Here is a 26,910-nt window from a genome sequence, read left to right on the forward strand (position 1 = left end):
AAACAAAAAAGTCATTAACAGAAATTTGTTAATGACTTTTGGTTTCTATAAAAAACCGCTCTAATCCTTCTTCCCAAGACGGCATTTGTGAAAAACCATTTAATCGTAGCATGTTATGTTGAAAGATAGAATATTTGGGTCTCGCAGCCGCAGCCCCGAATTCTTCCGTTGAAACAGGTAATACATTCACTTTCATATTGGCGTACGAAAATATCTTTTGTGCAAATTCAAACCAAGAGCATGAACCTCTGTTTGATACGTGGTATGTACCGTATAAAGAAGTATGAATGAGCTTATTAATAACCATATTCAAATCCGCCACATACGTAGGAGAGCCAACTTGATCCGCTACAACAGATATTTCATCTCTTTCTTTTCCTAATCGCATCATCGTTTTCACAAAATTATTCCCATATTTACCATATAGCCACGATGTGCGAACGATAAAATATTTATTATGTAACTCTTTGACGAACTGCTCCCCCGCATACTTAGAGGCCCCATATATATTTATCGGCGCTGGACTATGAAATTCGTCGTATCCATCTGGTCTGGCGCCTTGAAATACATAATCAGTACTAATATAAACTAGCTTCGCCCCTACTAATTGTGAAGCAACCGCTACATTTCGAGCTCCGATTGCATTTATTCTATATGCAAGATCCTGTTCTTTCTCCGCATGATCTACTTTCGTATAGGCAGCACAATGAATAATTATATGTGGTTTTATTTCTTGTACCACTTGTTGTATTCGGGATATATTTGTCACATCTAATAATTTTTTATCAAATGGATATATATCATATTCTTCAGAGTCTAACTCTTCAAATAGTTGCTTTCCTAATTGACCGTTTGCTCCTGTTATGATAACCCTCTCTTTCATTTAACATGCCCCTTACTAATCTTTTAGTGGTTTCCACCATTCCTTATTCTTTTCATACCATTTCACCGTCTCTTGTAATCCTTGTTCAAACGTATATTTCGGTTCCCAATCAAATTCATTCTTCATTTTCTCTGCATCAATCGCATAACGACGATCGTGCCCTAAACGATCTGTAACATATTCAATGTCTTTTTTTGTTTTTCCTAAAAGAGTAATAATTTGTTCCACAACTTCTACATTTGTTTTTTCATTATTTCCACCTATATTATATACTTCTCCGACACGTCCCTTATGCAAAACAACGTCAATCGCACTGCAATGATCCGTTACATGTAACCAATCTCTTACATTTAAACCATCACCATATAACGGTAGTTTTTTTCCTTCTAGTGCATTCGTAACCATTAATGGAATTAATTTTTCAGGATACTGGTACGGTCCATAATTGTTAGAACAACGCGTTACTATAACCGGTAATTGATATGTTTTATAGTAAGATAGAGCTATCATGTCCGCGCTCGCCTTACTTGAAGAATATGGACTATTTGGAGCTAACGGCGTTTTCTCTGTGAACTTCCCTGTTTTTCCTAAAGAGCCATACACTTCATCCGTTGATACTTGCACAAGTTTTATATGCGAATATTTTTTAACTAGTTCTAATAAAGTGACCGTCCCAATTACATTTGTATCATAAAAAGGAATCGGATTTTCAATACTACGGTCCACATGTGATTCGGCTGCAAAATTTACAATCACTTGTACGTTTCGCTCTTTTATAACGTGTTCTAATAGCTCTCCATTTTGAATTTCTCCCTTTACAAAAGAGTAATTCGGGTGATCCAGAAGAGATTTTACGTTATTTAAATTCCCGCTATATGTTAAGGCATCGTAATTAATAATTTTATATGTTTCATAACTTTGTAGCATGTAATGAACGAAATTACTTCCAATAAATCCAGCCCCACCTGTCACTAATATATTCATAAACAACTCTCCTACTTAAAAACTATCTTCATATTCCTCTAATAATGGTAATATCTGATCCTTATCGGACAATATAGGATCGGTTACTGGCCAAGGAATTGCTAAATCTTTATCTTCCCAAAGTAATCCTGAGTCATGCTCTGCGCTATAATATTCATCTACTTTATACATAACGATAGTATGCGGAACAAGCGTGCAAAATCCATGCGCAAACCCTTTTGGCACTAGTAATTGCCGATGGTTATCTGCACTTAAAATATATCCTTTCCATTGTTTAAATGTTGGTGATTTTTTTCGTAAATCAACGATAACATCATAAATTGCCCCTTGCATAACTTGAATGAGTTTCGTTTGTGCTTTCGGTTTTTTTTGAAAGTGTAGTCCCCGAATCGTTCCTGCCTTAGCCGAATAAGATACGTTATCCTGTACAAATGAATACGTTATCCCTAATGTTTCTAGCACCTGCTTATTATAACTCTCTGAAAAAAAGCCACGCTCGTCTCCAAACAACCTCGGTTCTAACAATTTTACATCGGTAAAATTTGTTTCTACAACTTTCATATTCTCACCTATTCTCCGTTAAACTGTTTCCCAAAATTAATATCACGCGCTAACGTATTCGCCTTTTGAAGCGAAGCATGAGTTCCCGCATCAGTCCACCAGCCGCTCATTTCATTATAAGTAAGTACCCCTCGTTTTAAATACCAATTATTTATATCTGTAATTTCAAGTTCTCCCCGTGCAGAAGGTTTTAATTCTTTAATATAAGAAAAGACTTTCGAATCATACAAATAAATTCCCGTAACCGCATAAGAACTTTTCGGCTCTTTCGGCTTTTCTTCAATTTCAACTATTTTTCGGTTTTGAATATGTGCTACGCCAAATCTTTCGGGATCTTCTACAGATTGCAATAGCACTTTCGCACCTTCTTTTTGATTTGCAAACTCTTCAACATACGGAAGAATATCATCTGAAAAAATATTATCCCCTAATATAACTACCATACGATCATTCCCGACGAAATCTTCACAAAGCCCTAACGCCTGTGCGATCCCGCCCGCTTTATCTTGCACACGATACGTAAAGGACACTCCAAATTCATGACCACTCCCTAAAAAGCTAACAACATCCCCCATATGCTCTTTACCCGTAATAATCATAATATCTGTAATATCGCATTGTTTTAGCTTATATACCGCATGATAAATCATCGGATACCGACCAACAGGAAGTAAATGTTTATTCGTTACTTTCGTTATTGGATATAATCTCGATCCAGTACCACCTGCTAAAATAATTCCTTTCACTTTTCATCTCTCCTTTATGATGGAGATAATATATCTTTGTAATGTTCTACAAACACTTTCCGGTACTTCTCATATGTATCCGCATCAAACTCATCCCCGTTGTAATGAATACACCATAAATTTGCTTGATTTGGGATACCAATTAAATAACCAGCCCTTTGAAACTCTAAAGACTGTGACACATCATAAAAGTGAAACCCTTGAAACAAATCTTCTCGCCACGGAATATCATACTGCGTTGCCATGAATAAACCATCAATTGCCTGAACTGACAAAAATGGTTGATTACCATAAAAAACCTGATCTAAATTTAATAATTGATAATTCCGTCTTCTATACTCAATCACTTTCCCTACTAAATTTTTTCCTTCCCACCATATCCCGTTATTCGGTAAAAACTGAGCCCCAGCGACTCCTATTAAACCAAGCTTTTCATTTTCTTTAAAAAGAGATATAAGTGTAGAAAACATGTCTCGATTAATAAGATATGTATCTTGATGTATATACACTTTGTATTTCGCTGGATATGAAAGGGCTCGGTTGTATGCACTTGCCATACTTTGCGCATCTCGTATCGGAAAAATTTGCACGACGTAACCAGAGGGAACAAAAATGTTTCTTATTTGGCTCTCACATTGTTTGAAAAGCTCCTCATTATTTACACAAACAACGACTAATATTGTATGATCTTTCATTTTTGTCCCCCCTTTTATTCTTCCTTATTTACATCTGACATATAGTGTTCCACAAATATTTTCCGATACTTTTCATAGTTCGTCATATTCACATCAAAATGATAATGGATACACCAAGCATCGCGCTGTACAGGTACACCGACTGTATATCCTGCTTTTTTAAATTCAAATGATTGAGATACATCATAAAAATCAAATCCGTCAAATAAGTCTTCTCGCCACGGAACATCATATTGTGTCGCCATTAATAAACCATCAATACATTCTACAGGAATAAATGTTTTTGATTCATGATACGGTTGTTCTAAACTTGCCATATAAAACAAATCATTCATATAACCAATGACTTTTCCTACAATTCCACGCCCTTCGTTCCATACGCCAGTCGGAGGAACATATTGCGCTCCAACCATCCCAATCATCCCAAGGTTTTCATGTTCCTCAAATAATTGAAGTAATCCGTATAAAAAAGCCCTATTTATAATAAAAACATCTTGATGTAAATACACTTTATACTTCGCTGGATGCGAAATGGCTTGATTGTATCCACTCGTCATACTTTTCGCATTTCGAATCGGCATAAATTGGACAATATACCCTGGCGGTACTAACAATTGCAATATATGTCGCACGCAGTTTGCATACAATTTCCGATCATTTATGCATGTAACAAATAATATTGTTTTGTCTGCAGCACTCATAATTGTGATTTTTCAGCTTCAATAATATACTGAAATACAACTGTCTCAGCCATGAAGCCACTTCCAAGACGATATTTTTTACAAATTCCATATAACTCCTCAATAAGCGGCTCATACATTTTATGATCAACATATACACGATCTACTTTACTAATTGAATATCCTGCTTTTAAAAACATTCTTAGCATTTCATTGAATGTAAAGAAACGAATATGTGTTTTATCTAATAAACCATATTCTGTATACGTCCAATTTCCAGCAAGTAAGGGAGCTAATACTGAAATATGAGCAACGTTTGGTATACTTGCTAAAATCACACCATTTTGCTTTATATATGGCTTAACCTTTTCAATCACAGCCCACGGATCAAATAAATGCTCTAATACATCCCCAAATAGGACGCAATCAAATTGCCCCTCCTCATAAGGAAGATCTATTTTTTCTATATCCCCTAAAATAACATGATCTAGTCTTTCCTTCGCTTTTTCTGCCGCCTCTGGAAATGCCTCTATTCCTGATACACGTGTACCGTTTTCTTTAATAACTGCTCCCAATGCACCGCTCGAGCAACCAATATCAAGAACTTCTTTCCATTCCTTTTTTATATGCTTTAATAAATTCGGATTCGCTGCATTATAATAATGCTCGGATTTTTCTTCATATAAAGAACTTTTTTCGCGATTCATTTCACACACTCCTTATGCAAATTGAATTAGAAATATAAATCTCATATGAATTCTATAAAGTGCAGATTTTGTTCATCCCCCAATGATTATTAGCCCGCAAATAGCAGTATAAAATCTTTTATTTATATTGGTTACGTTACTGATACTCTAATATATAACCAATCTATTAGAGTTAGAATAGCGATAAATCATTTCTAAAAAACGAAACCTATTACACTTTATATGGTTTATCAAAAACTCCCCGAAAATATTTACGGTTATATTCAATTGCAGCATTATTCGGAACATAAGAAGCTGCTAATTCATTGTAATAATACGCTTTATCCTGCTCCCCTAACCTGCTATAACAAATACACATTTGTAAATAGGGTAGCCATGTGTAGCTAGCTGGACTATGGAAAGGACTTTCCGTTGCCATTGGTACTTCCGTAGCAAGTTTAAACCAAAATATCGCTTCATTATATTTTTCTTGTTCCATATATATATATCCTATTCTTGTACAATTCTCTCCTCTAGGGACGTCATACCGAAACGACTTCACACAAGATTCGATTGCCTTCTCCCACATTCCTAGCTTTGCATAGCAATCTCCTAACTTACCACATGCATAAATTTTCTCTTCATACCATCCTTCGTCTTGATTAAGAAATGTTTCATATAGAAGAACTGCATCATCATATTTTTCGTTATCCGTAGATTCATTTGCGTAATAAAATAAATCTCTCGGACTTAATTCTTCACCTGCCGCTACAGTATTTTGAAAAATTTTCAAATTACGATTTGTTACTTTTTTTTCTTTTTTATGTGTAATAGCAACATTACTACTAAAAACCTCACCAGAAATAGCTAAATACTCATGAACCTTTCCAAACCATTGAAATTGTTTTTCACGCTTTACAAGTCGATTTCTTTTTGTACAATATAAAGGTTTCCCGTTAGAATCCATTGCAAGATGATAAGGCATCGAAACAGCATCAATTTTAGGATCTAATTCTCTTTTTAAAAGTTTCAATGCTTCTTGAGCATCTTCTAATAAGACATCATCTGCATCTAGCCACAATATATACTCTTGCGTCGCTTTTGAAAAAGAAAAATTTCTTGCTGCTGCAAAATCATCAATCCACTGGAAATCATATATGTTAGAAGTGTATTTCTCTACGATTTCTTTCGTTCGATCGACGGAACCTGTATCAACTACTATAATTTCATCCACAATTTTTTCAACTGTTTCTAAACAACGGGCTATTGTCTCCTCCTCATCTCGAACAATCATACATAAACTAATTGTAATTCCTTGCTTGTTCAACATAATCACCCTCTTCCAAATCAATCATATGTTATACATATACTAAACTTTCCATTTTTTTAAATTGTTCAAGTAGTTTAAGATTTCTTTTCAATAATTCAAATGTCCGTGTCATTTTCTTTCGGTTTTGCATCTACTATATAATGAACGCTTTATGGAGGTGAATTTATGTCAAATAATAATTATTCAAATGGATTAAATCCCGATGAATCTTTATCAGCTAGTGCATTTGACCCTAATCTTGTAGGACCTACATTACCACCGATACCACCGTTTACCCTTCCGACTGGGCCGACCGGGCCGACTGGGCCTACGGGACCTACGGGGCCGACTGTACCTACCGGGCCAACTGGACCTACGGGACCTACAGGACCGACTGGTGGCACTGGGACTACTGGACCTACGGGGCCGACTGGTGACACTGGGGCTACTGGACCTACAGGGCCGACTGGTGACACTGGGGCTACTGGACCTACGGGGCCGACTGGGGCTACTGGACCGACTGGACCTACGGGACCATCTGGACTAGGGCTTCCAGCAGGATTGTATGCATTTAACTCCGCTGGGATTTCTTTGGATATTGGACTTAATGCTCCAGTACCATTTAATACTGTTGGATCTCAGTTTGGTACAGCAATTTCTCAATTAGATCCTGATACTTTCGTAATTAGTCAAACTGGATTCTATAAAATTACCGTTATCGTATACACTGCAGCAGTAAGTCTATTAGGAGGACTTACAATCCAAGTAAATGGGGTATCTGTTCCAGGTACTGGGGCCACTTTAATCTCAGTTGGAGCACCTATCGTTGTTCAAGCAATTACGCAAATTACGACAACTCCATCATTAATTGAAGTAATCGTTACAGGGCTTGGGCTATCATTAGCTGTTGGTACAAATGCATCTATTATTATTGAAAAAATCGCTTAATTTTTTACTTAGCAGTAAAACTGATATCAGTTTTACTGCTTTTTCAATTTCAAATTCAATCATGAAACATTCGCTATCTACATAATCATATTGTTGTATGACATTTTGCAGGAGGCACAAATATGGAAAGTAAATCTGCTGTTCAGCTTTATCTCGAATTGCTAAAGAAGACCATTTTATTTGAAATATGGTTAGAATATGAGGCATACTTACCCGCATCTCTACATATTTCAAAAGAACTAGAATTCGAGCCAGTTACAGTCCCCCTCCCTTTATTCATTAAGCAATATGCTGAAAACCATAACTTAAAAATTGTAAAACCAAATGTTTCAAAAAGTGAACGCCATGATGGAATGGATTGGCCAAGAGCAGCACATAGCATGATCGGTCGAGAACGTATGAACCAATTACAAGAGGCAATGGAAACCGTTGTTCGTGAAAATATAGAGGGAGATTTTATTGAAACAGGTGTATGGCGCGGAGGATCGTGCATTTTTATGAATGGTTTTTTACAAGCAAACAACATTACGAATCGTAATGTGTGGGTCGCTGATTCATTTGAAGGTTTGCCAGCACCGAATCTAGAACAATATCCAAAAGATTACGGTGATTATTTGCACACATTCGATTACTTACGCGTCTCTTTAGAACAAGTACAAGAGAATTTCAAAAAATATGATTTACTAAATGATCAAGTGAAATTTTTAAAAGGCTGGTTTAAAGATACTTTACCAACAGCACCAATTGAAAAAATAGCAATTGCACGGCTTGATGGTGATATGTACGAATCTACAATGGATGGTCTCGTGAACTTATATGATAAAGTTTCTAAAGGTGGCTATATAATTATCGATGACTACGGGCTACCGCCATGTGCTGAGGCTGTGACAGACTTTAGAAACCAACGAAATTTAAAAGCCCCTATTACTAAAATTGATGTATTTGGCGTTTATTGGAGAAAAGAATAAAAAAGATTTAATCTATAGGAGATTTCATTTTCACTCATCCTTCTCTCACTTCTAATCCAATTAAGTATTCTTTTTCGGAATCTCCTTACATATAACAATTGTTTTCCTGTGTTCTCTCAATACAAATTGAAAATTTTATTAATAGATTTACTGCATCTTCTCATACAAGAAAGGGGTATACTCATGAGTGAACTTAACAAAGAAATGACTTTACTCCCCCCTCCTGAACTCGTCCAATATGTAGGTGGCGACTTCAAAAAAGTTGGAAAAGAGTTCCTAAAGCATTTTATTCAAATTGGCGCTTTAAAACCAAATGAAAAAGTATTAGATGTAGGCTGCGGCGTCGGTCGAATGGCTGTACCATTATTGAATTACTTAAATGATGATGGAGCGTATTATGGATTTGATTTGTTTAAAGATGGAATTACTTGGTGTCAAAATAACATTTCAACTATGCGTAATAATTTTCACTTTGAACATGTTGACATATACAATCAATTCTATAATCCAGAAGGAAAAGAAGATGCCTCTCAATATCGTTTCCCCTATGAAGACGGGACATTCGATTTTATCTTTTTAACTTCTGTATTTACGCATCTTCTCCCAAAAGAATTAGAACATTACGTATCTGAAATTGTACGTGTATTAAAAAAAGACGGGAGATGTTTCATTACATTCTTTCTTATAAATCCTGAATCGTCCTATTATTTAAATGCAGGACAAAGTACATTAGGTTTTTATCATCGAATCGAAAATTGCTACGTTGTAAATAAAGATATTCCGAATTTCGCAGTTGCTTATCCTGAGACAGATATTTGCAATCTATTGAATAAGTACGGCCTAGAAATAATCAATAAGCCGCATTACGGTTTATGGTGCGGCAGACATGAATATACAAGTTACCAAGATATTGTTCTTACAAAAAAAAGCTTCTGAAAGGAAGTTATGTATGATGAATGAAAAAAATCCACCTCTCGTTTCCATCCTTATTCCCACTTATAATCGGCCTCATTATTTCAAAATTGCTCTAGAAAGTGCATTGGCACAAACTTATTCTAATATTGAAATCATCATCGGAGATGATAGTACAAATGATGAAACAGCAACTTTAATACGCGAACAATACTTACCAAATTATAAAAATATAACATACATTCGAAATATCCCTACTCTAGGACAATTTCACAATGACCTTATGCTCATAGAAAAATCAAATGGTGAGTATATAAATTTTTTAATGGACGATGACGTGTTTTATAAGCATAAAATACAAAAAATGATGACCTATTTTGAGCAAGATCCCAATAAAAATCTTGCTCTTGTTACTTCTTATCGAGTACGCATTGATGATCATGGAAATCTAATAGGTGATTCCCATCCAACACAAAGGTTATATAGTGAAGACACCCCATTAAACGGGATATTTTTAGGTAATTGGATGTTAAAGGGTGGACACAACATTATCGGTGAGCCTACAACTACCTTGTTCCGAAAGGAATTGCTCACTGAACCTTTTGGCACCCTTAAAGAGCGACAATATTCTTGTAGTGTTGATATGGCCTCATGGATTTCTTTACTTTCTAAAGGAAATGCAATATACATTTCTGAGCCTTTAAGTCAATTTCGCTACCATGCTGGACAACAAATACACAATAAGCTCCTTCAAGGTTGTGAAGATTTCACACACCTCGTTATAACAGCAAAAGAATATGGCTTTTTACAAAATACTACAGACTATAGAGCAGCTCTACTTAGTGCTTACCAATGGTGTAAAAGTTCCTTAAAATACTATCTTCATCAACTAGATATTTTTCCTGACGCACATGTACGTCTTTCCCATTGTTTGGATATAATTATTAAAGAGTTAAACAATTAAACTACTCTGCAAAATTAAAAGTGTATGGACTATATGTGAATCATTCGTATAGTTCATACATTCTTTCTCATACTATAAAGTGAAACTTTAATCAGCTCTCACCAATCGGGCTTTTACGGGCAGTTGATCCCCCACCTAACTTCTTCGCTTTCGCTGAATTTTGAGGTAGGGGTCTTACTGCCCATTAATGCGGGATAAAATCCATTACTATAAAGAGCAGTAGAAAGGAATACCTACATTGAAAGATCCAAATTCTCAATATCAAATAGACTACGTATTACTATTTATTTTATTTGCCATTGGGATTGTTAGTTGTTGTGCTATTGCAAGTGCGCAAGCCTCTTTACCGCCATTTTTACAAAACGTCAATTTTGTACTAAAGCAAATCCAATGGTATTTCATTGGATTTATAGCCATTGGTGTTATTATGATTATCGACTTCGATCGTTATCAAAAAATTGCTTGGTATTTGTACAGCTTTGCAATGGTACTACTTATTGGACTAGAACTTCAAGTACCAGGTGCCGTTACAATTAAAGGCGCTACCGCTTGGTACAGGCTCCCAGGCATCGGAAATTTTCAGCCTTCTGAAATTATGAAATTATTTTTAATTATCGTCATTGGACGAATTATAGCAAACCATAATGAGAAATATTTTTCCCAAACGATACATGACGATTTTTTACTACTTGGAAAAATATTTGCAACAAGTTTGCCACCACTACTACTCATCGCAAAGGAACCAGATTTAGGAAATACAATGGTCATTTCAGCGATGCTTGCAGCAATGATACTAGTTTCTGGCATACGATGGCGTTTTATTTTCGGATTAGTTTCAGCTACTTTCGTTGCTGGAACTACATTAATATATATTTTTTTTACTCACACAGATTTCTTTAAAGCACACATTTTAAAAGAATATCAATTAAATCGCTTCTACGGATGGTTAGCACCTTACAAATATGATGCACAAGGCTATCAATTAAGACAAGCATTCTTAGCGACTGGATCCGGAGAAATGCAAGGAAAAGGGTGGGAAAATGGACAAGTATATTTTCCAGAACCACATACAGATTTTATTTTCACTAATGTCGCTGAACAATTTGGATTTCTAGGCGCAAGTGTCATTATTTCTCTTTTTTTCTTACTCATTTTTCGAATGATTCATATTGCTTTAGAAAGTAATGACCCTTTCGGTAGTTACATTTGCGCTGGTACAATCGGAATGTTTACTTTCCAAGTATTCCAAAATATCGGGATGACAATCGGATTACTTCCCATTACAGGGATAACATTACCTCTTATGAGCTACGGAGGAAGTTCACTGCTTACATACATGATTGCGATTGGATTCATTTTAAATGTTCGCTCAAGAACGAAAATCTTTATGTTTAAATGAACAACACAAAAACGCTATATTTTTATCTCTATCCTTTTTTAGATATACTAATGAAAAATACGATGGAGGTTTAAATATGAAATATGACATTATAGGAGATATTCATGGATGCTTCCAAGAGTTTCAAAATTTAACAGAGAAGCTAGGATATAACTGGAGTAGCGGTCTACCGGTTCACCCTGACCAACGTAAACTTGCATTCGTTGGCGATATTACAGACCGTGGTCCTCATTCATTACGTATGATTGAAATTGTATGGGAACTTGTCATACATAAAAAAGAAGCTTATTACGCTCCTGGAAATCACTGTAATAAACTATATCGATTTTTCCTTGGGCGTAATGTAACAGTCGCTCACGGACTTGAAACAACTGTTGCTGAATATGAGGCACTTCCTCCTAATAAGCAAAACATTATAAAAGAAAAGTTTATCACTCTTTATGAACAATCACCGCTCTACCACATACTAGATGAAAAAAGAGTAATCGTATGTCACGCTGGGATTCGGCAAGATTACATAGGAAGACGAGATAAAAAAGTACAAACCTTTGTATTATATGGCGATATTACAGGAGAAAAGCATGCCGATGGCTCACCGGTCCGTCGCGATTGGGCGCAAGAATACAAGGGGCAAGCTTGGATTGTATATGGACATACACCAGTAGCAGAACCTCGATTCGTCAATCAGACAGTCAATATTGATACTGGTGCTGTATTTGGTGGCAAATTAACCGGATTACGTTATCCTGAAATGGAGACTATCTCTGTCCCTTCTTCTTTACCTTTTGTCGCTGAGAAATTCCGTCCAATTTCATAACTACCTTACTTAGCATTATTTAGGCAGATCTCATATAAAACTAGGTAAAGTAATTAAAAAAAGATGCAATAAAGTGCATCTTTTTTTAATTACACTACATATAATGTCGCAGGAGGTGACAGAATGAAGAAAAAATCTTCTAAACAAAAAAGAAAATTTCCCCCTTTATATCTGCCCATGTACGGAATTAACAACTGGTGTAGTATTCGGGCTGCAGCGATAGAAGAACTGGAAGAACAAGAGTCATCAAAAAAAAGCAAAGTAAAACCAACATATGTCTCTTTAGAAAATGCTGTGATGAGCCGCATAATCAATCGCAGAAAAATAAAGATGCAACAAAAAAATAAACAGCTTTCAAATCAAGATGAACAGATACTACATTCTAACCAAACAGAAGAAAAGACGGCAGAAAATATTTCTGTAGCAATAAATAAAAAAGTGGAACCAGAAATTCCAGCTGCTATTATAAACAAAGTAAAAAAAATAAAAGAGGCATTGGCTTCATCGAATGATATACAAACTGAAAAACCACTCATAATTGAGACACCTACACCTGAAAATACAAAAGTTAAAAGGGGCGGCCGATATGCATATGCGGAGGGGCTTCACTCTCATGCGGAGGGCATGGCAGCACATGCGGAAGGCTTATTAACACACGCAAAAGGTTCTTTCTCTCATGCAGAAGGATCAAACTCAAAAGCAACTGGACATAGTTCGCATAGTGAGGGAAGTGAAACGACAGCAGGCGGGGCTTATTCTCATGCGGAGGGTAAACAGACGATTGCTTTAGGCGAAGCAGCACACGCAGAAGGAACCGCAACTATCGCTAACGGATCCTCTTCTCATGCGGAAGGTCATCATACATCAACAGCTCATTTTGCAGGTAGCCATATTATGGGGCGCTTCGGCACTGCAGAAGAAGCTTATTCTTGGTTTATTGCAAATGGTGTAAGCGACACCGACCATAATATCGGGGCTAAATGGCTTGCCCATAATGGAGAAATGTACATTGAGGGCGCGTCTTACAATGCAAGCGGAACGGATTTTGCACAAATGTTTGAAACCGAAGGTTATAAACCTATTGATGTCGGTTATTTCGTTACATTTAGTAACGAAGAAAAAATTCGGATAGCTACTTCACGCGATTCGTTCATTTTAGGAATATCTAGTGCAACCCCTGCCCTTATAGGAAATAGCGGGGCTTTAAGTTGGGAAAAACGTTATAAAACAGATAACTTTGGAAAACGCCAATATGTATGGACGGAAACCGAAGAAATACAACCTCTTTTAAATACAGAATGGGATCCAACTCGCAAATATGTAGCAAGAAAAGATCGCGCCGAGTGGCTTCCTGTCGGATTAATTGGACAAATGTTAGTACGTGATGACGGCACTTGCGAAGCACATGGATATTGTCGTCCAAATGACAATGGCATTGCTACAAAAGCCGAAAGTGGATTTTTCGTTATAAAGCGTACGGGTGAAAACCAAATTTTAATATTATTCCGCTAAGAAAAAAGGGAACAAAATTCTTTATAATATAAGAATTTTGTTCCCTTTTTAAGTATGCCGCAACACTTCTTGCATATCGCTTGGAAGCTTTATAGTGAAAGACATCTCTTTCTCTAAAATAGGATGATAAAACGTCAAAGATTTACTATGAAGTGCTTGCCGTTTCATTTCATCCCTTCTCCCTCCATATAAGCTATCACCAAGTAACGGATGTCCTATATGAGCCATATGCACACGAATTTGATGCGTTCTTCCTGTCTCAAGCTCAAGCGCTACATGTGTCTTATGATATGTACTATCAATTACCTTAAAATGAGTAACTGCCCTTTGTCCATCCTCACAAACCGTTCGCTCAATAATGCTATCAGATTTCCGACCAATTGGTGCATCAATCATTCCTTCTCGTTCTACAATCTTTCCGTGAACAATCGCTTCATACGTTCGTTTCACAGCTTTTTGTTGATGCTGCTTCGATAAAAGATGATGCACGAAACGATTTTTTGCAATAAGCATAAGCCCCGAAGTATCACGATCTAAACGTGTTACGATGTGCACTGTACTTGCAAGGTGCTGCTTATCATAATGAGATAAAAGCGCATTGGCAACACTCCTTGTCGGATGTTCTCTAGACGGAATCGTTGACATGTTCGCCTCTTTATTAATGATAAGAACCGCGTCATCTTCATATACAATGCTTAAAGGGATATCTTCTGCCATCATCCCTTCACTTCTTTCCTCAACTGGAAAAAAGACACGTAATTCTTCACCAGCACGCAACTGATGACGAACACTCGCATGTTGACCATTTACTTCAATTGCCCCGCCGTGAAACTTTATATCCGTTAAAGCGGCTTTAGAAATACATTTCGTTTTCAAAAATTCCCTAACTAAAGTTCCCTCTTCAGCCGGACCTATATCCCATTTCAATGTAAATCTGTTCAAATATATAACCCTTTCTATTTATCTGCAACAAACGAGTCACGAACTCGTTTCCAGAACGGGAATGGACGGAAACGAACAAATCGTACTTTCTCGTTTGCGACGCGATACTGGATTGATTTCACATCTTGATGAACCATCGTTAAATGATCCACTGTAATTTGTAAGTTCATTCCTGCAGCTGGCTTTAACACACATGTATGATGCTTCGGCAATACAAGTGGCGATCCTACAGTACGAAATACACGATTGTTAATGGACGCCATTTCTGCAATTTGTATCGCTTCAATAGATGGGTGAATAATCGCTCCGCCAAGCGCTTTATTATACGCGGTACTTCCTGAAGGAGTAGAGATACAAAGGCCGTCTCCGCGGAATGTTTCAAAATATTCTCCGCGTATTTCTACTTCTGTTACTAATGTACCTTCTGCACGTTTTACAGTCGCCTCATTCATCGCTAAATACTGTGACTCTTTACTTCCATTCACATAGCGAATAATAACTTCTAAAAGCGGATATTCCACCACTTGGAATGGTGTTTTCGCAATTGCAATTACTAATTTCTCTACTTCTGTCGGTAACCAATCTGCATAGAAACCTAGATGTCCTGTATGTACACCAACAAATGCTGTTTCATCCAATCGATTATAATAACGATGAAACGCATATAAAAGCGTTCCATCTCCCCCAACAGAAATTACAATATCGGGTTCCTTTTCATCCATTATAAATCCAAAATCTAGCAAGTACTCTTTCATCGTGCTTGCCAGTGTATCTGATGATTGATCTCCCTTTGACATAATTGTAAATTTCATCGCCCAACACCCTTTAGTTTATGATTCAGAATCTTTCGTTTCTTGCTTTCTTGAAAAAGCCTTTTGCGCTTCTTGAATTTCAAGACGAATAGAAGACATTTCTTCATCTAATAAAAACGCCGCTTCAGCTGCACGTTGCAACCTTATTTTAATATCTTCAGGAAAACGTCCACTATATTTATAATTTAAAGAATGCTCAATTGTTGCCCAAAAGTTCATTGCTAGCGTGCGTATTTGGATTTCTACCAATACTTTTTGTTCACCCTGAATCGTTTGAACAGGATAACTAATGACAACATGATAAGAACGATAACCGCTATCTTTCTTTTGCGTAACATAATCACGTTCTTCCACGATTTCAAAGTCATTTCGTTTTCGAAGATATTCTACAACAGGCTTAATCTCATCAACAAATTGACACATCATTCTAAGCCCAGCAATATCCTGCATATCTTCTCTCAATCGGTCTAGCGGTACATTTCTCTTCTCCGCTTTATCAATAATACTTGCAACCGACTTTACCCTTCCTGTTACAAACTCAATTGGAGAATGCTCTGTTAACATTGCAAATTGAGTACGCATTCCTTTTAGTTTCACTTTCAGCTCTGCCACCGCTTGGTGGTAAGGTGCTAAAAATTCTTCCCAATTTCGATTCATTTCAACCACCACCAAAATCAATCCATTTGCTTATAGAAATACTTTTTCTACAGCAGTTACTAATTCTTCTCCGTAATTTGCATTACCTTCAATATTTTCAACTAAATATTCTACTTCTTCTTTTAATCCTTCTAATTCCATTTCAATGTCATTCACGCGAACGAACATAACCACATCGTTATTCATCGCTTCATGCATTGCTTCCCAGCATGTGTGCGGAATACTTACATAAATGAAAGATGATTCATTTTCTAAGATATATAAAAATGATAAATTGTCTGAGTCTACAAGTACGTGATTACGCGCACTTAACTCCTTTACCTCTATTTCACTATTTTCCGCACAAAAAATAAGAGCATTCTCTCTCTTTTCTACGCTCTTAACTTGGATTTTATTTTGCATGCTCTAACTCCTCCATCTCAACTTCCTGTCTTACTTAACAGTATTATTGTATCATAACATGGACGCAAACAAATAAAACATTGAACCAAATTTATGAAAAAGCGATAATGTGTAAAGAATTATTTTTCAAAAGGAGATTATACAATGACACAAGAAATTGAAATTGAATTCAAAAATATCGTTACAAAAGAAGAATTCGATACATTATGTAAATCGTTTTCTATTGAAGCATTTACAAAACAAGTGAATCACTACTTTGAAACACCTGACTTCTCGTTAAAAGAAGCTGGCTCTGCACTTCGTATTCGTCATAAAGGAGAAACTTATACGTTAACGTTGAAACAACCTGCAGAAATCGGTTTATTAGAAACGCATCAAGTCGTAACAGAAGACGAAGCAAAAATGATGATGGAAACAAACACAATCATTCAAGGAGCAGTAGTAGATCAATTACACAAATTACAAATTCCTGTTTCTGCTTTAACATATATGGGTAGTTTAACAACAGAAAGAGCAGAAACATTATTTAAAGGCGGAACGCTTGTCTTTGATCATAGTTTCTATTACAATCACGATGATTATGAAATTGAATTTGAAGTGCAAGATGAAGAAACAGGAAAAGCTGCATTTATTGATTTATTAACGCAACATAACATACCTGTTCGCCATACAAATAACAAAGTAAAACGCTTTTTCCTTGCCAAACAAAACAAAGCACGCTAAAGTGAAAATTCCACTAGTGAATATGTTTCACTAGTGGATACATCTCACTAAAAAAGGTTACACCCGTAGAATAAGCAAAGAATCTTTGAGAAGGCTGTTTATTTGCCCTCTCGAACATTCCATTGCTACAATAGATATACATTTCATGGAAAAAGGAGTTTATAAAGGATGAGCAAGCAACCGATGACACCATTTGAAGCAATTGGCGGTGAACAATGCATTGCAATATTAGTAGATACATTTTATTCCTATGTCAGTAAACACCCTGACTTATCTCCCATCTTCCCGGAAGATTTAACAGAAACCGCTAGGAAGCAGAAGCAATTTTTAACCCAATATTTAGGTGGTCCTAATTTGTACACTGAAGAACATGGTCATCCTATGTTAAGAGCACGCCATCTCCCGTTTGAGATTACCCCAAAACGAGCAGAGGCTTGGCTATCATGTATGGAGCAAGCAATGGATGATACTGGAGTGCATGATCATATAAGAGAGTTTGTTTTTGAACGTTTAGCATTAACCGCTCAGCATATGGTTAATACTCCAAACGAAACAGGTGAAGTGTAATGGATAAGCAGGAAGCAAAGCATATAAATATGCCATCTCCTTCCGCATGCGAGCATAAGTCTGTAGAAGCATATTTATTTATTGATCCACTTTGTAAAGATTGCTGGGAAATTGAGCCTTTTATTATTAAACTATGGCTTGAATACGGGAAATACTTCTCTATTCGTCATATCGTAACAGGGAAAGTGGATGGAACGAACGCTTCCTCACACAAATGGAATAAACCTGCTAATATTCGATTTGTGTGGGAAAAGACAACCAGTTTACAAGGTTTTTCATGTGATGGAAAGGTACATATGCAAGAAGCATCGTCAACACCATATTTAGTTTCGATGGCAATTAAGGCAGCGGAGTTGCAAGGCCGAAAAGCAGGTTCGAAGTTTTTGCGAAAACTCCAAGAATACATTTTCCTTGAAAATGTATCAAACCCTGATTGCGAACTATTACTTGCATGTGCGAGAGATAGCAATATTGATGTAGAAGAATTTAAAAAAGATTTACATTCTGCTAGTGCAAAAAAAGCTTTCCAATGTGACTTGAAATTCACGAATGAAATGCATATTACAGAAATACCTTCCCTCGTCTTTTTTCATGCGAACTCAGATGAAGAAGGTATTAAAATCGCTGGAAATTATTCCTACGATGTATACGTACAATTATTGAAAGAACTTGTAAAATGTGAAATTGAGCCAGAACCATTACCACCTTTAGAAGTGCTACTAGAAGCAACACAATTTATATCTTCAAAAGAAGTAGCATTTATTTATGACTGTCCGCAACAAGAAATTGAACGCGAACTAAAAAAATTACAACTGAAACGAAAAGTACAAATGATAGAAGTAAAATGCGAACGTTATTGGAAATGGATAGCAAAAGAAAAAGACCTGGTGTAAACACCAGGTCTTTTTCTTTACGGCTTATAAAAATATTAAAGGGGATGGGAGAAATTTTCACGTTCAAACAAAGGGGTATATGTTTGTATGTGAATTCGTTCACGCTTATTATATTACAAGATTCGACGTCAGATGACAACCCCTTTTGTCGAATTTCACACTTTTGTCACATTCTAAACGTTTTCATTTTTGAATAAGCTATAAAAAAGGTCATTTAGGGGGTTTATTTATGAAAAAATCTTATATTGCTCTTCTCTTTCTAGCTGTCATCGTTTCTTTTTTCTTGTACATCCTCTCTCTACTACAAGCTTTTCCTAAAATTATTGCCTTACCTCTTTTATTCGGAATCATCGTTATCACACTCTCTTATTTCAATTATAAAAAACGATTCAAAGGGTTTTAATTTCAAAAATCAGCCGTAAAGCTATCCTTTCAGTTAGAAAAAACAAAAAAATCCACCTTTCTCTTCAACAAATATCGACATTAAATCTATTCAACAAAAAAGACGAGGATACAATCCCTCGTCTTTTTTCATTACTTTTCTTCAAATAATAATGCTTCTAATTCATTTAATTTCTCTTCAAATACTTGTAGCGCCTCTTTTACTGGTTCAGGAGATGCCATATCTACTCCTGCTTTTTTCAGCACTTCAATTGGATAATCAGAGCTTCCTGCTTTTAAGAACTCGTTAATATAACGTTCTACTGCTGGTTGTCCTTCTTCTAAAATCTGTTTAGACAGAGCTGTCGCTGCACTAAATCCTGTTGCGTATTGATATACGTAATAGTTGTAGTAGAAGTGTGGAATACGAGACCATTCTAAACCAATCTCTTCGTCGATTACTAAAGCGTCACCGAAATATTTCTTATTTAAATCGTAGTAAATTTCCGTTAGCATGTCTGGCGTGACAGCATGTCCTTCTTGTACTTTCTTATGAATAATATGTTCAAACTCTGCAAACATCGTTTGACGGAATACAGTACCACGGAACCCTTCTAAATAATGATTTAATAAATATAGACGCTCTTTCTTATCTTCTGTCGTTTTTAATAAATAATCATTTAGAAGCGCTTCATTACAAGTAGATGCCACTTCTGCTACGAAGATGGAATAATCACCATATACGTGCGGTTGTGTTTTTCTTGTATAGTAACTATGCACCGAATGACCAAACTCATGAGCAAGTGTAAATAAATTATTTACATTATCATGCCAGTTCATTAAAATATACGGATTTGTTCCATATGCACCAGATGAATATGCCCCGCTTCGTTTTCCTTTATTCTCATACACATCTACCCAGCGATTTTCATATGCCTCTTTCAAAATATCAACATATTCATCACCAAGTACGTTTAAAGATTTTAATAAAAGGTCTTGCGCTTCTTCGTATTTCACATTCATTTTCACTTCTGGTACAAGTGGTGTATATAAATCATACATATGAAGCTCATCAAGTCCTAGTGCACGCTTACGAATATCGATGTAACGGTGTAATAAATGTAAGTTGTCATTTACTGTTTCAACGAGTTGATCGTATACTGCTTCCGGAATATTATTATTGCTCAATGCAGCTTGGCGAGCAGAATCATATTTACGAACACGCGCATTGAAATTATTACGTTTTACTGCTCCACTTAACGTACTTGCGAATGTGTTTTTAAATTTTCCGTACGTTTCATATACAGCTTTAAATGCATCTTTGCGAACACGAGGATCATCACTTTCTAAAAACTGAATGTAACGGCCATGTGTAATTTCTATTTCTTCTCCGTCTTCCCCTTTAATAGATGGGAATTTTAAATCCGCGTTATTCAACATACCGAATGTATTGCTTGATGAACTCATTACTTCAGACGCTTCCGCTAATAAAGCTTCCTCAGCTTCTGATAATACGTGCGGGCGTTGACGTGTAATTTCTTCTAATGCATGTTCATATACACTTAAATCTCTATTTTCCTTCAAGAATGTTTGCAGTGTATCTTCTGAAATCGATAAAATTTCAGGAACAATATACGCTGTGCTACTAGATACTTGTGAATATAAATTTGTTGCGCGATCATTTAATGCTTGATATACAGAGTTTGTTGTATCTTGATCGTAACGCATATGAGCATATGTATATAACTTACCTAATCGCATTGATATTTCATCTTCATATTGCAATGCCTCAAGTAAATTGTCCGCAGAGTCACCAAGTTTCCCTTTAAATTCAGTTAACTTCGGCAATAGCTCTTTAATAGCTTGAAATTCTTTTTCCCATTCTGCATCCGTTTGGAAAATATCTTCTAATCGCCACGTACTTGCTTCTTCAATCTCGTTGCGATCTGGTAATGCTTTCGCTTTGTTTTGTTCAGACATTCTTTAAGCCCTCCTTTAAATATCTCTACTTAAGTACAATTCGTTTTTTTCTTATGTAATTCCTTCACAATCATTCTTTATTATATCCCCTTTTCCTCCTCTCATGTTAAAATTTGCCTCAAATAAAGATAGCGCATGTATTAAGCAAATCTCATCATGTTTCATAATCTCCTCCTCTGTTTTTAACATCATGACATCCCTTATTTTCCGGTACGTATAAGTTCCCACTTTACGCAAAACACCTATATAGCATAAAAATGTCATATATTCAGTAACTGCCACTTTCCATATATGCTTTGAAAAGTACGGAAGTATCCGCCTTTTCGTATACCTTTTTACATAACTACACACGTATTGAAGAGAAATACACTCTCCCACTGCAAGCTCCCCTATACACTTCATATAGAGAAAAGCTTGCCATATAAATGGGTTTGTTTGAAAAGCAAATCCAGAAGGGAGTGGAACACCAATTTCAGAAGGAAAGCTCGCTGGGGTACATTTAAATTGATATAAGAGGCGTAATAATGACTTATAATTATAATTCCAAATCGGCAGGGCATTTTTGCGGAAGTAGTTCTTTCTCTTCTTCCACTCTTCACCCAATCTTTCTTTCCCGAAAGGAACGAGAGAAAAAAGCATTTCAAAAGTAGTCGTATCAGTTGGTAAATATATAGTATGTGAGAAAAAGACATTTGTAGAAAAGGGAGTGACAAATGCACATTTCATAAATGATTTTTGTTTCGGACAGAAGAAAATAAGAAGTGGCTGAGGATAAGATTGTAAGGAGAAAGCCATAAGTGAGGAAAATTTCATCCAATATGCAGATTGCTTTTTCAATTGATTTCCACCAACGATCCAAATGACCTGTATACCAGCTTGCCAATACGAATATGTTCTTTTGTACAGCTGCTCTATAGCGAGGTTTGCACATTGGTATTCAATTGCAATTTTTCTGCCCGCCCTCTCTACAAAAACATCTGGTCGTTGCTTAATTTCTGGAAGGTAGTACTCTATATCCACCTGAAAGTTTTGACGCTTGAACCATCTATATAACAATTCTTTACCGTGCATATGATACGTTGATTCCGCTTCATAAAAGGCAAGACATGAATCCACTTTTTTATGAGCAAAATGCCAACTTTTTTGTTTCCCTAATTTCATTTGCACTTCCTTTCCACAAGCTACACAAAAGAATCGTTCTTGTTGACGCATACGGCGCAAAAGCTTTTCATTACAATTATAGAGTAAATGAATTTTCTCTCCGTTTTCTCTTTTAGCGATAAATATCGTAATCACACCCTTTCAGCTCCTTATATTCTACAATTTGTTACAAATTCCTTTTAAAAAAGAGATGTCCCAATTTCGGACATCTCTTTTTATAATAAAGGTGATAATAAGCGGTATGTTGATTCAACAATTCGTCTATGAAGACGTCTTTTATGAAAATGATCAACATGAATTTCACTTGATTCTTCTAAATCATCTTTAAAGTCTTGAACAAGTTTTCGAATGCTATCTGTATCATATAAAAAGGCATTTACTTCAAAATTCAAATGAAAACTTCTCATATCCATATTAGCTGTCCCAATTGAAGCTAAATCAGAATCGACGATGACAACTTTACTATGAAGAAAACCTTTTTCATATTCATATATCTTTACACCTGCATCTAAAAGCTCTGGGAAGTAAGATCTCGATGCGTAAAAGACAGTACGCTTATCCGGTTTACTCGGCATTAATAAACGAACATCAATACCAGCAAGTGCAGCAACCTTTAATGCGGATAAAATATCATCATCCGGAATAAAATACGGCGTTGCAATCCAAATGGATTTCCGAGCAGAAGCAATCATGGCAAAATATAAATGCTTAATCGTTTCCCATTTATTATCAGGCCCACCTGCAACAAGCTGCACGCCTCCCCAATGCTCCCCCTCAACTGCTTTCGCTTGTAAATATTCAGGGGCTAGCACAGCCTCACCAGTCATATAAAACCAATCTTGAAGGAAAATAAGCTGCAAACTTTGTACAGCTTCACCACGCAAATATAAATGTGTGTCTCGCCAAAAGCCGAAGTACTTATCCTTCCCTAAATATTCATCACCAATATTTAATCCACCTACAAAGCCTTCATTTCCATCAATAATAACGATTTTTCGATGATTTCGATAATTAATTTTATCGTTTAAAATCGGAAAGCGTACAGGGAAGAACGGAATCATTTCGACTCCTGCATCGTTTAATTCTTCAATATACGATTTTGATAATTTAAAACTTCCAACCGCATCATACAAAAAACGAACGACTACGCCCTCTTTTGATTTTTGTATTAAAATATCTTTAATTTCCGTTCCAAGCTTATCATCACGCACAATGTAATATTCCATATGAATGTGATGTTTCGCTCGTTTTAATCCATCTAAAATGGCCTGAAACGTTTCATCTCCATTTGTTAATGTTCTCGTTTCAGTTTGAAATGAAATATTTAAAGCGCCTAAGCGATCCGCTAAACGAAATAACAGCTCTTGATGCTTATGATTGCGTAAAATCCGTTCTTCGTAATCTTCATGCCCCTTATATTGTAAAAACGCTTGTTCATCGAGCAACGCCTTCTTTTGGAACATTCTCTTCCTCCGAAAGTTCTGTCCGAATAATAAATAAGCGAAGAATCCAAATACCGGAAAAATACCTAACACAATGAGCCATGTAAGTGTTTTTGACGGATGACGGTTCTCTAAGAAAATAACGCAACCAATTAAAAACGCAGATACTGTAAATAAAATACTAATAATACCTAAAATCGAAACATCTTTTATCCCAATCACATCTGAATAAAATGCTACATCAATAAACATACGTAACGAAACAAATAATGCGAACAATAGCAGTATAAAGAAAATCAGCTTTAACGTATTTTTCATCTCTTACCTCCTAACTAAGAAAGCTTTCCTATTCTTCATATAAAAAGCCGATTTCATACTACAGAAATCGGCCTACGTTTTAGCAGGAAAATTATTGCGAATCGTTTCAAGCGCATGCTCTTTCACAATTTGTTTTCCATACTCACTTACACGATGAATTGTTAAAGTTGATTCTTCTCCATATTCTAAAATAATACTTAAAATACGATCGATTTCTTCTTCATCATGTAGCACTTCATCGAATTCCACATATACATAATAGCGGTTCTCAAATGAATACAGCTCATCTTTTATATCTTCAAAGATAAGACGATGACTTAATGAAATGACATCTTCAAAATCATTAAACTTAATTAAAAAGCCAAACGTACCATCTTCATTAAAGTTTGTTCCTGTTTGTTCTTCTACCTCTTCGACTAATTCTTGCTGGAATAATGATTCGATGCCTTCATCTAGAGGAATATCTATAATTTTGTCTACCCCTATCGGTAGTTCCAGCTTTTGCCCGTCCTTTGAAAGCTCTGCTTTCGTGACAAGTACTTCAATCCCTTTATCGACTGCTTGCACTTGAATCCATAACGGCCCATCAATAAAGAAATCGTCATGATCACGAGCTTCGTCCATCATCTCCCAAAAGAGCTCTTCACTTCGTTCGCGATCATACCAAATCTCTTCACGATTAAATCCTCTATCCTCTATATCAATGTACGTAATAAAAAATTTCATCGTATGATCATTAATTCTTTCAATATCCAAAATACAACTCTCCCTTCCTGCTTAGAATTGTTATGAAGGGATTCCCCACTCATATGACAAATCAATAGATTCTTGTACTCTCATTTTATGATAAGATTCTCCAGAATGGAAATAAAATCGATTTATTTTACAAAAATAGTTATATGCCTATCTTTACTCGATAAACTACATAAATATATTATTATAGCGATTTCTTACTTACAAAAAATTTGGACATACATTTCCACATTCCCCCGTACACTGTAATAAAGTGAAACTTCTATTAGAAGAGATTATTTAACAACAACTTTCTTCATCACATACATATAGTTCGCTTATTAAAACATCATAAATGGAGGCAGACGAATGGACTTAGAGTTTTTAACATCCGTACTAATGATTGTCGGTATCGATGTTGTATTAGGTGGTGACAATGCAATCGTCATCGCACTAGCTAGCCGAAATTTACCTGAATCGAAACGAAATAAGGCTATTTTGATCGGTACTCTTTTAGCGATTGTACTAAGAATTGTCCTTACTATACTAGCTGTCTATTTACTCGACATTCCATTTCTACAATTGATTGGCGGGGTTTTACTTACATTAATTGCAGTCAATTTATTAACCGATAATAGCAACGATCTTTCTTCTATTCAAGGAAAAACAACTTTATTTCAAGCTGTGCGGACAATTGTTTTCGCGGATCTCGTTATGGGGTTTGATAATGTTATTGCCATTGCAGGTGCAGCTCACGGGAGATTTTTACTCGTCATAATCGGCTTACTCATTTCTATCCCGATTATTATTTGGGGCAGCAAACTTATTTTAATACTTATGGAACGATTTCCATTCCTCATTTATTGCGGTGCAGCGATTCTTGCCTATACTGCAGGAAAAATGGTTACACATGAAGACAGACTTGCAACCTTTTTTCATAACAATCCAAGTTTCACTGCAAGCATTCCTTATTTGTTCATTTTCACTATTTTATGCATCGGCTTTATTGTACAACAAGTTCGATTACGCAATGTGAAACATTAAAAAAAACCTTCTACTATATAATAGGTAGAAGGTTTTCATATTATTATAATTAATTTACAAGACGTTGTGCTTCACGTAATTGGAACGTTCTTACTGTACGTGGTAAGAAACGACGAATTTCGTCTTCGTTGTAACCAACTTGAAGGCGTTTCTCGTCAATCATAATTGGACGACGTAAAATCCCTGGATAGTCACGAATCATCTTATATAAATCTTGAAGTGGTAAAGACTCTAAGTTTACATTCAATTCTTGGAAAACTTTCGAACGAGTAGAAATAATCTCATCCGTTCCGCTTTCTGTCATACGTAAAATCTCTTTAATTTCCTCAATCGTTAATGGATCTGAGAAAATATTACGTTCTGTATAGGGAATATGATTTTCCTCTAGCCATAATTTCGCCTTTCTACAAGACGTACAGCTTGGAGAACTATATAATGTTACCATACAAAGCTCACTCTCCTTAAAGAGTACAAATTCTGTACTAAATACAGTTTTAATTTCTAACTTCAGCAATTTTTCGTGATAACTTGTCTTATTGAAAAGTACAAAAATCACATTTCATGTAAGCAACAACTTATAATAAACAACAATTACTTTTAATAAGTAACTTCTATAATCATTATACAATAGATTTTGCAAGAAATATACAGTAAATTTCCTGCTAGTTGAGAAAACTCTCCCGTGTATTTCACTGCTATGTAACATGATTACGCTCATTTCAGCTGTACTTTAACAATAACTTTCAACCCTTTTACTACTCACTTCCCATAGATTTTTCATATAATATATAG

General features: G+C 35.8%; 29 protein-coding genes. 12 read left to right on the forward strand and 17 right to left on the reverse strand.

Features of this window, described 5'->3' with window-relative positions; all coding sequences use genetic code 11:
- Nucleotides 1-28: 28 nt before the first annotated feature.
- The 8 genes from rfbD to ABWK52_RS08680 form a co-directional block, all read right to left on the reverse strand.
- Nucleotides 29-883 (reverse strand): dTDP-4-dehydrorhamnose reductase, encoded by an 855-nt coding sequence (gene rfbD / locus ABWK52_RS08645; RefSeq protein ID WP_000664653.1) that lies wholly within the window; start codon nucleotides 881-883, stop codon nucleotides 29-31.
- Nucleotides 884-898: 15 nt separating this feature from the next.
- Nucleotides 899-1,867 carry a dTDP-glucose 4,6-dehydratase gene (gene rfbB, locus ABWK52_RS08650; RefSeq protein WP_001024163.1) on the reverse strand — a complete coding sequence of 323 codons (969 nt, stop codon included), beginning with the start codon at nucleotides 1,865-1,867 and terminating at the stop codon, nucleotides 899-901.
- A 15-nt stretch (nucleotides 1,868-1,882) separates the two neighbouring features.
- On the reverse strand, nucleotides 1,883-2,428 hold the full coding sequence (gene rfbC, locus ABWK52_RS08655; protein ID WP_000869431.1) for a dTDP-4-dehydrorhamnose 3,5-epimerase: 546 nt from the start codon (nucleotides 2,426-2,428) through the stop codon (nucleotides 1,883-1,885).
- Nucleotides 2,429-2,436: 8 nt separating this feature from the next.
- Complete coding sequence (locus tag ABWK52_RS08660; protein ID WP_000676160.1) at nucleotides 2,437-3,174, reverse strand: sugar phosphate nucleotidyltransferase; 738 nt, start codon at nucleotides 3,172-3,174, stop codon at nucleotides 2,437-2,439.
- Nucleotides 3,175-3,188: 14 nt separating this feature from the next.
- Complete coding sequence (locus ABWK52_RS08665; protein ID WP_000651529.1) at nucleotides 3,189-3,869, reverse strand: glycosyltransferase family protein; 681 nt, start codon at nucleotides 3,867-3,869, stop codon at nucleotides 3,189-3,191.
- A gap of 14 nt (nucleotides 3,870-3,883) precedes the next feature.
- Nucleotides 3,884-4,570: a glycosyltransferase family protein gene (locus ABWK52_RS08670; RefSeq protein WP_001271187.1), complete on the reverse strand. Its 687-nt coding sequence runs from the start codon at nucleotides 4,568-4,570 to the stop codon at nucleotides 3,884-3,886.
- Nucleotides 4,567-5,256: a class I SAM-dependent methyltransferase gene (locus ABWK52_RS08675; RefSeq protein WP_098541360.1), complete on the reverse strand. Its 690-nt coding sequence runs from the start codon at nucleotides 5,254-5,256 to the stop codon at nucleotides 4,567-4,569. The genes ABWK52_RS08670 and ABWK52_RS08675 overlap by 4 nt, the downstream gene beginning before the upstream one ends.
- A gap of 211 nt (nucleotides 5,257-5,467) precedes the next feature.
- The gene (locus tag ABWK52_RS08680; RefSeq protein ID WP_098541358.1) at nucleotides 5,468-6,565 is read right to left on the reverse strand and encodes a glycosyltransferase; all 1,098 of its coding nucleotides are present in this window, start codon (nucleotides 6,563-6,565) and stop codon (nucleotides 5,468-5,470) included.
- A gap of 165 nt (nucleotides 6,566-6,730) precedes the next feature.
- Between ABWK52_RS08680 and ABWK52_RS08685 the strand changes: the two genes are divergently transcribed.
- The 7 genes from ABWK52_RS08685 (at nucleotide 6,731) to ABWK52_RS08715 (ending at nucleotide 14,064) form a co-directional block, all read left to right on the forward strand.
- Entirely contained in the window at nucleotides 6,731-7,492 is a 762-nt protein-coding gene (locus ABWK52_RS08685; RefSeq protein ID WP_353771918.1) for a BclA C-terminal domain-containing protein, read from the forward strand.
- 122 nt (nucleotides 7,493-7,614) lie between these two features.
- Nucleotides 7,615-8,460 carry a TylF/MycF family methyltransferase gene (locus ABWK52_RS08690; protein WP_000444386.1) on the forward strand — a complete coding sequence of 282 codons (846 nt, stop codon included), beginning with the start codon at nucleotides 7,615-7,617 and terminating at the stop codon, nucleotides 8,458-8,460.
- Between the two features lie 183 nt (nucleotides 8,461-8,643).
- A complete protein-coding gene (locus ABWK52_RS08695; protein ID WP_001292838.1) occupies nucleotides 8,644-9,396 on the forward strand; it encodes a class I SAM-dependent methyltransferase in 753 nt (250 codons plus the stop codon).
- A gap of 13 nt (nucleotides 9,397-9,409) precedes the next feature.
- Nucleotides 9,410-10,336 (forward strand): glycosyltransferase family 2 protein, encoded by a 927-nt coding sequence (locus ABWK52_RS08700; RefSeq protein ID WP_002004643.1) that lies wholly within the window; start codon nucleotides 9,410-9,412, stop codon nucleotides 10,334-10,336.
- A gap of 238 nt (nucleotides 10,337-10,574) precedes the next feature.
- The gene (locus tag ABWK52_RS08705; protein ID WP_000654700.1) at nucleotides 10,575-11,735 is read left to right on the forward strand and encodes an FtsW/RodA/SpoVE family cell cycle protein; all 1,161 of its coding nucleotides are present in this window, start codon (nucleotides 10,575-10,577) and stop codon (nucleotides 11,733-11,735) included.
- 76 nt (nucleotides 11,736-11,811) lie between these two features.
- On the forward strand, nucleotides 11,812-12,552 hold the full coding sequence (gene prpE / locus ABWK52_RS08710) for a bis(5'-nucleosyl)-tetraphosphatase PrpE (RefSeq protein WP_000872694.1): 741 nt from the start codon (nucleotides 11,812-11,814) through the stop codon (nucleotides 12,550-12,552).
- Between the two features lie 123 nt (nucleotides 12,553-12,675).
- On the forward strand, nucleotides 12,676-14,064 hold the full coding sequence (locus ABWK52_RS08715; protein WP_098541354.1) for a peptidase G2 autoproteolytic cleavage domain-containing protein: 1,389 nt from the start codon (nucleotides 12,676-12,678) through the stop codon (nucleotides 14,062-14,064).
- A gap of 48 nt (nucleotides 14,065-14,112) precedes the next feature.
- On the opposite strand, the gene ABWK52_RS08720 is transcribed toward ABWK52_RS08715, so the two are convergent.
- Genes ABWK52_RS08720 through ABWK52_RS08735 form a run of 4 tightly spaced genes read right to left on the reverse strand, consistent with a single transcriptional unit; the run spans nucleotide 14,113 to nucleotide 16,877 of the window.
- Complete coding sequence (locus ABWK52_RS08720; protein WP_001079131.1) at nucleotides 14,113-15,006, reverse strand: RluA family pseudouridine synthase; 894 nt, start codon at nucleotides 15,004-15,006, stop codon at nucleotides 14,113-14,115.
- Between the two features lie 14 nt (nucleotides 15,007-15,020).
- Entirely contained in the window at nucleotides 15,021-15,818 is a 798-nt protein-coding gene (locus tag ABWK52_RS08725; protein ID WP_098541352.1) for an NAD kinase, read from the reverse strand.
- A gap of 18 nt (nucleotides 15,819-15,836) precedes the next feature.
- Nucleotides 15,837-16,475, reverse strand: a complete 639-nt coding sequence (locus ABWK52_RS08730) for a GTP pyrophosphokinase (RefSeq protein WP_001081482.1) — start codon at nucleotides 16,473-16,475, stop codon at nucleotides 15,837-15,839.
- A 30-nt stretch (nucleotides 16,476-16,505) separates the two neighbouring features.
- Nucleotides 16,506-16,877, reverse strand: a complete 372-nt coding sequence (locus ABWK52_RS08735) for a hypothetical protein (protein WP_001180003.1) — start codon at nucleotides 16,875-16,877, stop codon at nucleotides 16,506-16,508.
- Nucleotides 16,878-17,021: 144 nt separating this feature from the next.
- Here ABWK52_RS08735 and ABWK52_RS08740 point away from each other — a divergent pair, with 144 nt between their 5' ends.
- The 4 genes from ABWK52_RS08740 (at nucleotide 17,022) to ABWK52_RS08755 (ending at nucleotide 19,463) form a co-directional block, all read left to right on the forward strand.
- The gene (locus tag ABWK52_RS08740) at nucleotides 17,022-17,600 is read left to right on the forward strand and encodes a CYTH domain-containing protein (protein WP_000191120.1); all 579 of its coding nucleotides are present in this window, start codon (nucleotides 17,022-17,024) and stop codon (nucleotides 17,598-17,600) included.
- A gap of 168 nt (nucleotides 17,601-17,768) precedes the next feature.
- Nucleotides 17,769-18,167: a globin gene (locus ABWK52_RS08745; RefSeq protein ID WP_098541350.1), complete on the forward strand. Its 399-nt coding sequence runs from the start codon at nucleotides 17,769-17,771 to the stop codon at nucleotides 18,165-18,167.
- Nucleotides 18,167-19,060, forward strand: coding sequence for a ClpXP adapter SpxH family protein (locus tag ABWK52_RS08750; RefSeq protein ID WP_000360656.1), 894 nt, complete (start codon nucleotides 18,167-18,169; stop codon nucleotides 19,058-19,060). The genes ABWK52_RS08745 and ABWK52_RS08750 overlap by 1 nt, the downstream gene beginning before the upstream one ends.
- 229 nt (nucleotides 19,061-19,289) lie before the next feature.
- Nucleotides 19,290-19,463, forward strand: a complete 174-nt coding sequence (locus ABWK52_RS08755; protein WP_000750355.1) for a hypothetical protein — start codon at nucleotides 19,290-19,292, stop codon at nucleotides 19,461-19,463.
- A 131-nt stretch (nucleotides 19,464-19,594) separates the two neighbouring features.
- Here the strand turns inward: ABWK52_RS08755 and pepF are convergent, their stop codons facing one another.
- The 4 genes from pepF to mecA all read right to left on the reverse strand — a co-directional run bounded on the left by pepF (nucleotide 19,595) and on the right by mecA (nucleotide 25,098).
- Entirely contained in the window at nucleotides 19,595-21,421 is a 1,827-nt protein-coding gene (gene pepF / locus ABWK52_RS08760) for an oligoendopeptidase F (RefSeq protein WP_000003348.1), read from the reverse strand.
- 51 nt (nucleotides 21,422-21,472) lie between these two features.
- Nucleotides 21,473-22,717: a competence protein CoiA gene (locus ABWK52_RS08765; RefSeq protein WP_000628327.1), complete on the reverse strand. Its 1,245-nt coding sequence runs from the start codon at nucleotides 22,715-22,717 to the stop codon at nucleotides 21,473-21,475.
- An 80-nt stretch (nucleotides 22,718-22,797) separates the two neighbouring features.
- Complete coding sequence (locus ABWK52_RS08770) at nucleotides 22,798-24,342, reverse strand: cardiolipin synthase (protein ID WP_000799188.1); 1,545 nt, start codon at nucleotides 24,340-24,342, stop codon at nucleotides 22,798-22,800.
- 72 nt (nucleotides 24,343-24,414) lie between these two features.
- Nucleotides 24,415-25,098 carry an adaptor protein MecA gene (mecA, locus tag ABWK52_RS08775; RefSeq protein WP_000350716.1) on the reverse strand — a complete coding sequence of 228 codons (684 nt, stop codon included), beginning with the start codon at nucleotides 25,096-25,098 and terminating at the stop codon, nucleotides 24,415-24,417.
- Nucleotides 25,099-25,443: 345 nt separating this feature from the next.
- On the opposite strand from mecA, the gene ABWK52_RS08780 reads away from it, so the two are divergent.
- Entirely contained in the window at nucleotides 25,444-26,118 is a 675-nt protein-coding gene (locus ABWK52_RS08780) for a TerC family protein (RefSeq protein ID WP_000362615.1), read from the forward strand.
- A 49-nt stretch (nucleotides 26,119-26,167) separates the two neighbouring features.
- Here ABWK52_RS08780 and spx read toward each other — a convergent pair whose 3' ends face one another.
- Complete coding sequence (spx, locus tag ABWK52_RS08785) at nucleotides 26,168-26,563, reverse strand: transcriptional regulator Spx (RefSeq protein ID WP_000258267.1); 396 nt, start codon at nucleotides 26,561-26,563, stop codon at nucleotides 26,168-26,170.
- Nucleotides 26,564-26,910: the final 347 nt, after the last annotated feature.

The organism is Bacillus sp. AP50 (assembly GCF_040492675.1).
GTDB lineage: Bacteria > Bacillota > Bacilli > Bacillales > Bacillaceae_G > Bacillus_A > Bacillus_A cereus.